The 6387-nt window shown below is 39.6% G+C and carries 4 protein-coding genes; 1 reads left to right on the top strand and 3 read right to left on the bottom strand.

Translation table 11 applies throughout. The features are described from left to right. Positions 1–261: 261 nt before the first annotated feature. The gene (locus tag I6F49_RS17995; protein WP_197181517.1) at positions 262–3024 is read left to right on the top strand and encodes a hypothetical protein; all 2763 of its coding nucleotides are present in this window, start codon (positions 262–264) and stop codon (positions 3022–3024) included. Positions 3025–3233: 209 nt separating this feature from the next. Here the strand turns inward: I6F49_RS17995 and cysQ are convergent, their stop codons facing one another. The 3 genes from cysQ to I6F49_RS17980 are packed head-to-tail and all read right to left on the bottom strand — an operon-like array spanning position 3234 to position 6364. Next, on the bottom strand, positions 3234–4004 hold the full coding sequence (gene cysQ, locus I6F49_RS17990; RefSeq protein WP_024589584.1) for a 3'(2'),5'-bisphosphate nucleotidase CysQ: 771 nt from the start codon (positions 4002–4004) through the stop codon (positions 3234–3236). A gap of 9 nt (positions 4005–4013) precedes the next feature. After that, a complete protein-coding gene (cysC, locus tag I6F49_RS17985) occupies positions 4014–4607 on the bottom strand; it encodes an adenylyl-sulfate kinase (protein ID WP_007378439.1) in 594 nt (197 codons plus the stop codon). A gap of 32 nt (positions 4608–4639) precedes the next feature. Continuing rightward, complete coding sequence (locus I6F49_RS17980; RefSeq protein ID WP_197181516.1) at positions 4640–6364, bottom strand: SLC13 family permease; 1725 nt, start codon at positions 6362–6364, stop codon at positions 4640–4642. Positions 6365–6387 lie beyond the last annotated feature (23 nt).

Below are 6387 nucleotides of genomic sequence, written 5' to 3'. Positions count from 1 at the left end.
GGAAGTCAGGGCTCAATCTACGTCACAGCATTTTCACACTCTGGTTGGGTACGAGCTCACTGTCTTCCCGATGTGACAAGTGCTAGCTAAACACTCATCAAGAAGAGATACAAGGTTGGGTAGAGCGAAGCGAAACCCAACATGTCATAGCGCCATACGAGTGTGAAGCCAATAGAGGCGGTTTTATTTATTAAACTTGCTTATTCAATAATGTTCAATTGATATACACTGGCAAGGTAACGTATTGATAAGGATATTAAGTTGTCGCAAGTTAAAACACTCCCCATTACAGCCACCCGTTGGCTTTCCCTTTTATTGTGCGCGATTACTGCTGCAACAATTACTGTGTTTTTAAGCAAAGTCGGTTTTGTACAAAAGGCATATTCGAGTTTGGGCGCTATTTTAAATGCCAATCCGGTTTTGCATTACAGCAGCGCATTTTTAGCGGGTATTGGCGTAAAGCTGCTGCTTGATAAGTTTTATATATCGCACCCCAAACGCAGTATTGGATTTAGCTGGCGATACCCGCCAGTGACAATCGCTGTATTAGTTTCATTATTTATAACTGCTTTTTATATGCTAAGCACAGCATATAAATTTGATGAAACTGCATTATACGCACAAAGTTTTATGAGCTTAAAATACCTAGCACTTACGTTTATTGGCATGCTCATAACTGTCATTTATCAGACAAAGCTTTATACCCAAAAGCCAATTTTTACTGCTGTATTGGTTGGTCTTAGTGCAACTTTTATCATTTTTGCAGTCAACCTAGCTGATATAGCGCCTACCTTTAATGTCTTTATGTGCCTAGCTGCTAGTTATTTTATATTGGCGGCTTACTTGTTATTTGATGAGTATAGGCAAAGTAAACAGCCAAGCATCACTACTGAAAATGAAGATGTAACCACTCAGGAAAATCCAGAGCTGAATAGCTTAGAAGATTTTCGAAAATGGTTTAAAGACGATTCGACTATTAAAAGCACAGAGGAATTAGAACCCGATTTACAGGTTTACGCCACGCGCATTACCGAGCGGCTACAAAATGGCGGTGATAAAGATGAAAAGGATTTAGCGCAGCACATAGCTTTATGTGGGCCTTATGGTTGCGGAAAAAGCAGTATCGTCGAAAGTATTGTGAATGATTTAGCAAAAAAGACTGAAAAAGGGAGTGTCTGGATACACAGCGATATATCTACTTGGGGCGCAGCCAGCGGCAGTGTTGCCCATGTTGTACTGAGCAATATTATTGATGATATAAGCCAGTACATTGATATGTGCGCTTTCCGTGCCTTACCTAAACATTATACCGAAGCGCTGAAATCAGGGGGGAGCGTATTTCAATTCGCTTCAACGTTACTTGCTGGCCCTGTTGATATTGAGGGCAGCTTTTTAAAGCTCAACGCAGTATTAAAAGTTACAAATCATAAATTACTGATTACTTTGCAAGATGTAGATCGTGGGACCGGCGATGAAAACGAAAAGCGCTTAAATGATATTGCTGCGTTGCTGGATAGGTTAAAAGACAGAAAATTAGGTCATATTAGTTTTATTATAGCTATGGGTAATGAAAGTGATGTCGCTGCTGAAGCAATCTCAAAAGCTACTGATTATAGAGAGGATATTTTAATTAGTAATATTTCTGGAAAGCTAAAGGAGTTTATATTTTTATCGATAAATAAAGCTGTTTCAAATGGTGTAATCACACTTTATAGCAGTGGATATGGTAATACTAAAAATTCAAAACCACCTTTTGTATATCTTATAAAAGATAAAAGTTGGATCGAGGATTATAATAAGTTTCCGAATGCTTTTTTTGAACGAGAGGTTATTGCTTTAACAGGTATAATTTACTCAGTTCGTTTATTGAAAAAAATTATCAGAAGAGTCGATGCCGCTTGGAATAAAAGTGAGATAAATGGAGAGGTTAACTTATTAGCAACTATAATGTTAGTTGCTTTAAAAGAGTCAAAAATTAGAAATTATGCATTATATTTAAACCAGTTGGACGAAATCAGGCTCAATTCTCAAAGTGACTTAACATATGTGATCGAAGCAATGTCAAAGAGGGAGGATGGTTCTGTTGATTTAAACCTCATTAATTATTTTGACGCTTTACTGAATGTTAAAGTAGTTTCTAGCAGCTACTACGCCACAGAAGACGAAGAGTTTAATAAAGGAAAAAAAATATCTACAAGGAAATTACTTGACCCTATATCGGTGAGCACACAGTCAATAGGTCGATCTGATACAGAATATTTAAATTTCTTATCTTTGATTGAACTTGAAAAATTACCAAAAAATTGGTTGAAACAGCAACCTGTTTTAAAATGCCTTTATATTGAAGATAATGCTAGTGCTGATATTTTTGCTAAAAACTGGCTTCAAAGTCATAATATTCGAGAGCTTACTTCAGAGTTAATTTATTGTCCGTCCTATAAGGCTAACCTTAGAAATATTTTTTCATCTATATTAAAGCAGTTTGTAAACATAGATATTAGAGAACGAAATGCATTAAGGCGCACAAGGTTTTTATACAACTTAGGCGATATATTTTTAGCTACGACAGACTTTAATTCTTTCTCTAGTGATAGTTGTAATTTAATCAAAGTGCTTGAAGGTGATCTTTCAAGTCAATTATTTAGCCATTGCTTTAGTAAAAGATTATTTAGTGATGACGATAGACTTGAAGTTAAGTTTGAGGAAAATGATGTTAAAGACATGACTTCCTTAGTTACAAAGCTAAGCTCTACTAGCGGAGAAGAAGCAGCAACATTAATTTGGCCTTTATACTATAAGTTGGATAAGGCTAGTTTAAAGAAAGAAGTAAAAGAGATAATAGAAGATAATGCAAGTGCATGCCTTGTGCCACAGCAGTTTTCAAATGTTATTGATCCTAATGCGGCTTATAATTTATATACTGATTTTCATACAATAAATATTGATGCTCGCCGTTATAATAATTTTTTAGAAATACCAGAACCAGTACTCAATGAAATTCTTAGTGGGGTTCAATATGATTAAAGTCCGTAAAAAATTTAAGCATGTAAAAAGTTGATAGAGGATTAATATAAAAACTATACATTTGTAGACTAAACATTATTTCACATGCTGATGCTGAAAAAGTAGCTGTAAAAAGCATATACTCGTTGGGTTTCGTTCCACTCAACCCAACCTACGGTGTTTAGATTGACATTGAGCTGCTAGTAGCTAAAACTTGCAGCTCATTACGCTTACTCTTCTATCGCACTCACAATAAAATACGGATTTAAGTATTCATCTTTGGTGTTATAAATAAGCGGGCTGCCATCAAGCTTAGTGACTTTAGCACCGGCTATTTCGGCGATTGCATGGCCTGCACCTGTATCCCATTCGCAAGTTGGACCTAAGCGCGGGTAAATATCGGCGCTGCCCTCAGCCACTAAACACAGCTTTAGTGAGCTGCCTTTAGACACCATTTCTACCTCATCAAAGCGTTTTACAAACTCGGCTAAATCGGGTGATGGGTGCGAGCGGCTGCCTACAACACGAATTAACCCTTTGTTAGGTTTAGTCGTTACTTTAAGCTCAATTCGCTCATCGCCTTTATCTTTAAATGCGCCAATTGCTTCGGCGGCTAAGTACGATACGCCAAGTGCGGGTGCATCAACTACGGCTAAAATAGGAATGCCGTTTTTGATTAGGGCGATGTTTACGGTAAATTCACCGTTCTTTTTAATAAATTCTTTAGTGCCGTCTATTGGGTCAACTAACCAGTAGCTTTTCCACGTTTGGCGTACATCCCAACTTATGTCGGCGTTTTCTTCACTGAGTATTGGAATGTCGGGTGTGAGCTGTTGAAGCCCTGCCACAATCAGTTTATGAGCTGCTAAATCGGCGTCGGTTACGGGGCTTTCATCGGCTTTGTACTCAACGTTAAAGTCCTTTTCGTAAATTCCCATTATTGCTTGGCCTGCTTTGCGGGCAAGGATGAGGGTTTCTTCTAGCAGTTCGGTTTGATTCATGGGGTTAACCTATATTATGTGCTTTTGTTTTAGATACGTTATCAGTTGTGTAACCGATTGGTCTAGGGTGTTTTTACTTGTATCTAAAATTATTTCTGGATTGTTTGGCACTTCGTAGCTTGAATCGATACCGGTGAAGTGTTTTATCTCCCCAGCGCGGGCTTTTTTGTATAAGCCTTTTGGATCGCGGCTTTCGCACACATCAAGTGGAGTATCGATAAATACTTCAATAAATTCGCCTTCGTCTACTAGGCTGCGTACCATGTCGCGCTCTGCTCTAAAAGGCGATATAAACGCAGTAAGTACTAACAAGCCAGCGTCGGTCATTAGTTTAGCGGTTTCGCCTACGCGGCGTATGTTTTCAATGCGGTCTTCGTCGCTAAAGCCTAGGTCTTTACATAAACCGTGGCGTACGTTGTCGCCATCGAGTAGGTAAGTGTGCGTACCTTGCTGATTAAGCGCCGCTTCTAGTGCGTTTGCTACGGTGCTTTTGCCAGAGCCCGAAAAGCCGGTAAACCATAAAATAGCGGGCTTATGTTTTTTTTGCTCACTACGCTGTGCTTTTGTAGTTGCGTAGTTATGCCAAACTATATTTTCATCCATAGTGAATGTCTCTTATGCTGTAAGCGCAGGTATTAAAATGGAAATACCAGCGGGATCAAGGTTAATACCGTGATTGAATAAATAATAGAAAGGGGTAAGCCCATCACTATGTAATCTTTTAAGCGATAGTTACCCGCGCTATAAACCATTAGATTAGTTTGATACCCAAATGGCGATATAAAGCTGGCTGATGCGCCAAAGGCAACCGCCATAATAAATGGTAGCGGGTCTACATTAAAACCAACCGCGAGCGAGTAAGCAACAGGGAACGACAAGGCAGCTGCTGCGTTATTAGTAATAAGCTCGGTAAATAATACGGTCATTAAAAATATGGCAATAAATGCGCCGTAAGGGCCAAAGTCGCCAAGTACCATAAATAGGGCGCTGGATATTTGCCCGGCAAGTCCGGTGCCTATCATTAACTTGGCAAGGCCAATGGCACTACCTACGACTACGAGTAACTCGATAGGAAAACGGCGTTTTACTTCGTTAAGTTTTATGGTGCCACTGAGCATTAAGCCAATCAGTAATACTAATAAGCCTTTAACCAGCGGCACTATGCCAACAATGCTTAAACCCAGTACTGCGGCAAAGCTTAGTAGCACAATGTTTGATTGTTTAGGTGCAAGGTGGGCTTGTAAGTCAAACCCTGAAATATACACAAATTCGCGCTTTAAATTAGGCAAGGTGTAAAAGTTTTTACCTGGGGCAAGTATAAGCGAGTCGCCAGCTTGTAATTGCACTTGCCCAAGGCCGCCTTGTAAGCGGTCGTGCCCACGGCGAATGGCAATAACAGCAGCATGAAATTGCTCTCTAAAGCGGGCTTCTTTTACGGTTTTGCCAATAAATTTTGAAGATTGACTTACGACTACTTCTACTAAGTGTTCTATGTCTTTTTGATGATTTTCGTGTACTACTTTTAGGCCGTCGAAACGGGTAAGTAATGGCACCGATTTTATGTCACCTACAAAAAGCAGCACGTCATCTTTTTGAATAATTTGCTGCGGGGTGACTGCGCAAATGCGGCTGCCATCGCGAATAATTTCAGCAAGGAATAAGTCTTTTAAATCACGCAGGCCGTTTTCTTCAACGGTTTGGCCTATTAACTTTGAGTTTGCTTGTACTTTGCCTTCTAGGTAAAAAGGCACGACTTCTTGGTCGCTTTTACCGTTGTCGGGTAAGTATTTAAGCATCACTAAAATGGTAATTAGGCCTACGCTTAACGCGCCTAAACCCACTAAGGTAAAGTCAAAAAAGCCCAGCGGTTCCATGCCCGCATCAACTGCAAAGCCATTGACGATTAAGTTGGTTGATGTACCAATAAGCGTAATAGTGCCGCCTAAAATAGCAGTGTACGACAGCGGTAATAATAGCTTTGAAGGGGAGTGATTAGGGTTGTCTTTTATCGCGGTAATAAGCGATGCAACAACGGCGGTATTGTTAGTAAACGACGATAAAAAGGCGGTTGATAACCCCAATTTTGTTACCGATTTTACTAAACTACCTTTAGATAGCGATTGCGCTAACTTTTGAATTAGAGTGGTTTTTTCTATTGCGGTCGACACTAACACCAATAGCACTAAGGTGATAAGCGACGGGTTAGCATAATTAATTAACATGCTTTCAAGATCGATTAGCCCTGCTAAGTAGCTGGTGCCAATGGCGCTTACAAATAACCATGCTGGATTAATACGGGTGCCAAAAAGGCACCCGACTAAGGTAAGCATAATGCCTGTTAAAACGAGCTGTTCTACCATGCTTTTAAATTCCTAACAGGCTA

It is taken from the genome of Pseudoalteromonas sp. SWN166, assembly GCF_015864485.1.
Lineage (GTDB): Bacteria > Pseudomonadota > Gammaproteobacteria > Enterobacterales > Alteromonadaceae > Pseudoalteromonas.
Note: the sequence above shows the minus strand (reverse complement) of the source record. Positions and strands in the feature narration are given on the sequence as shown.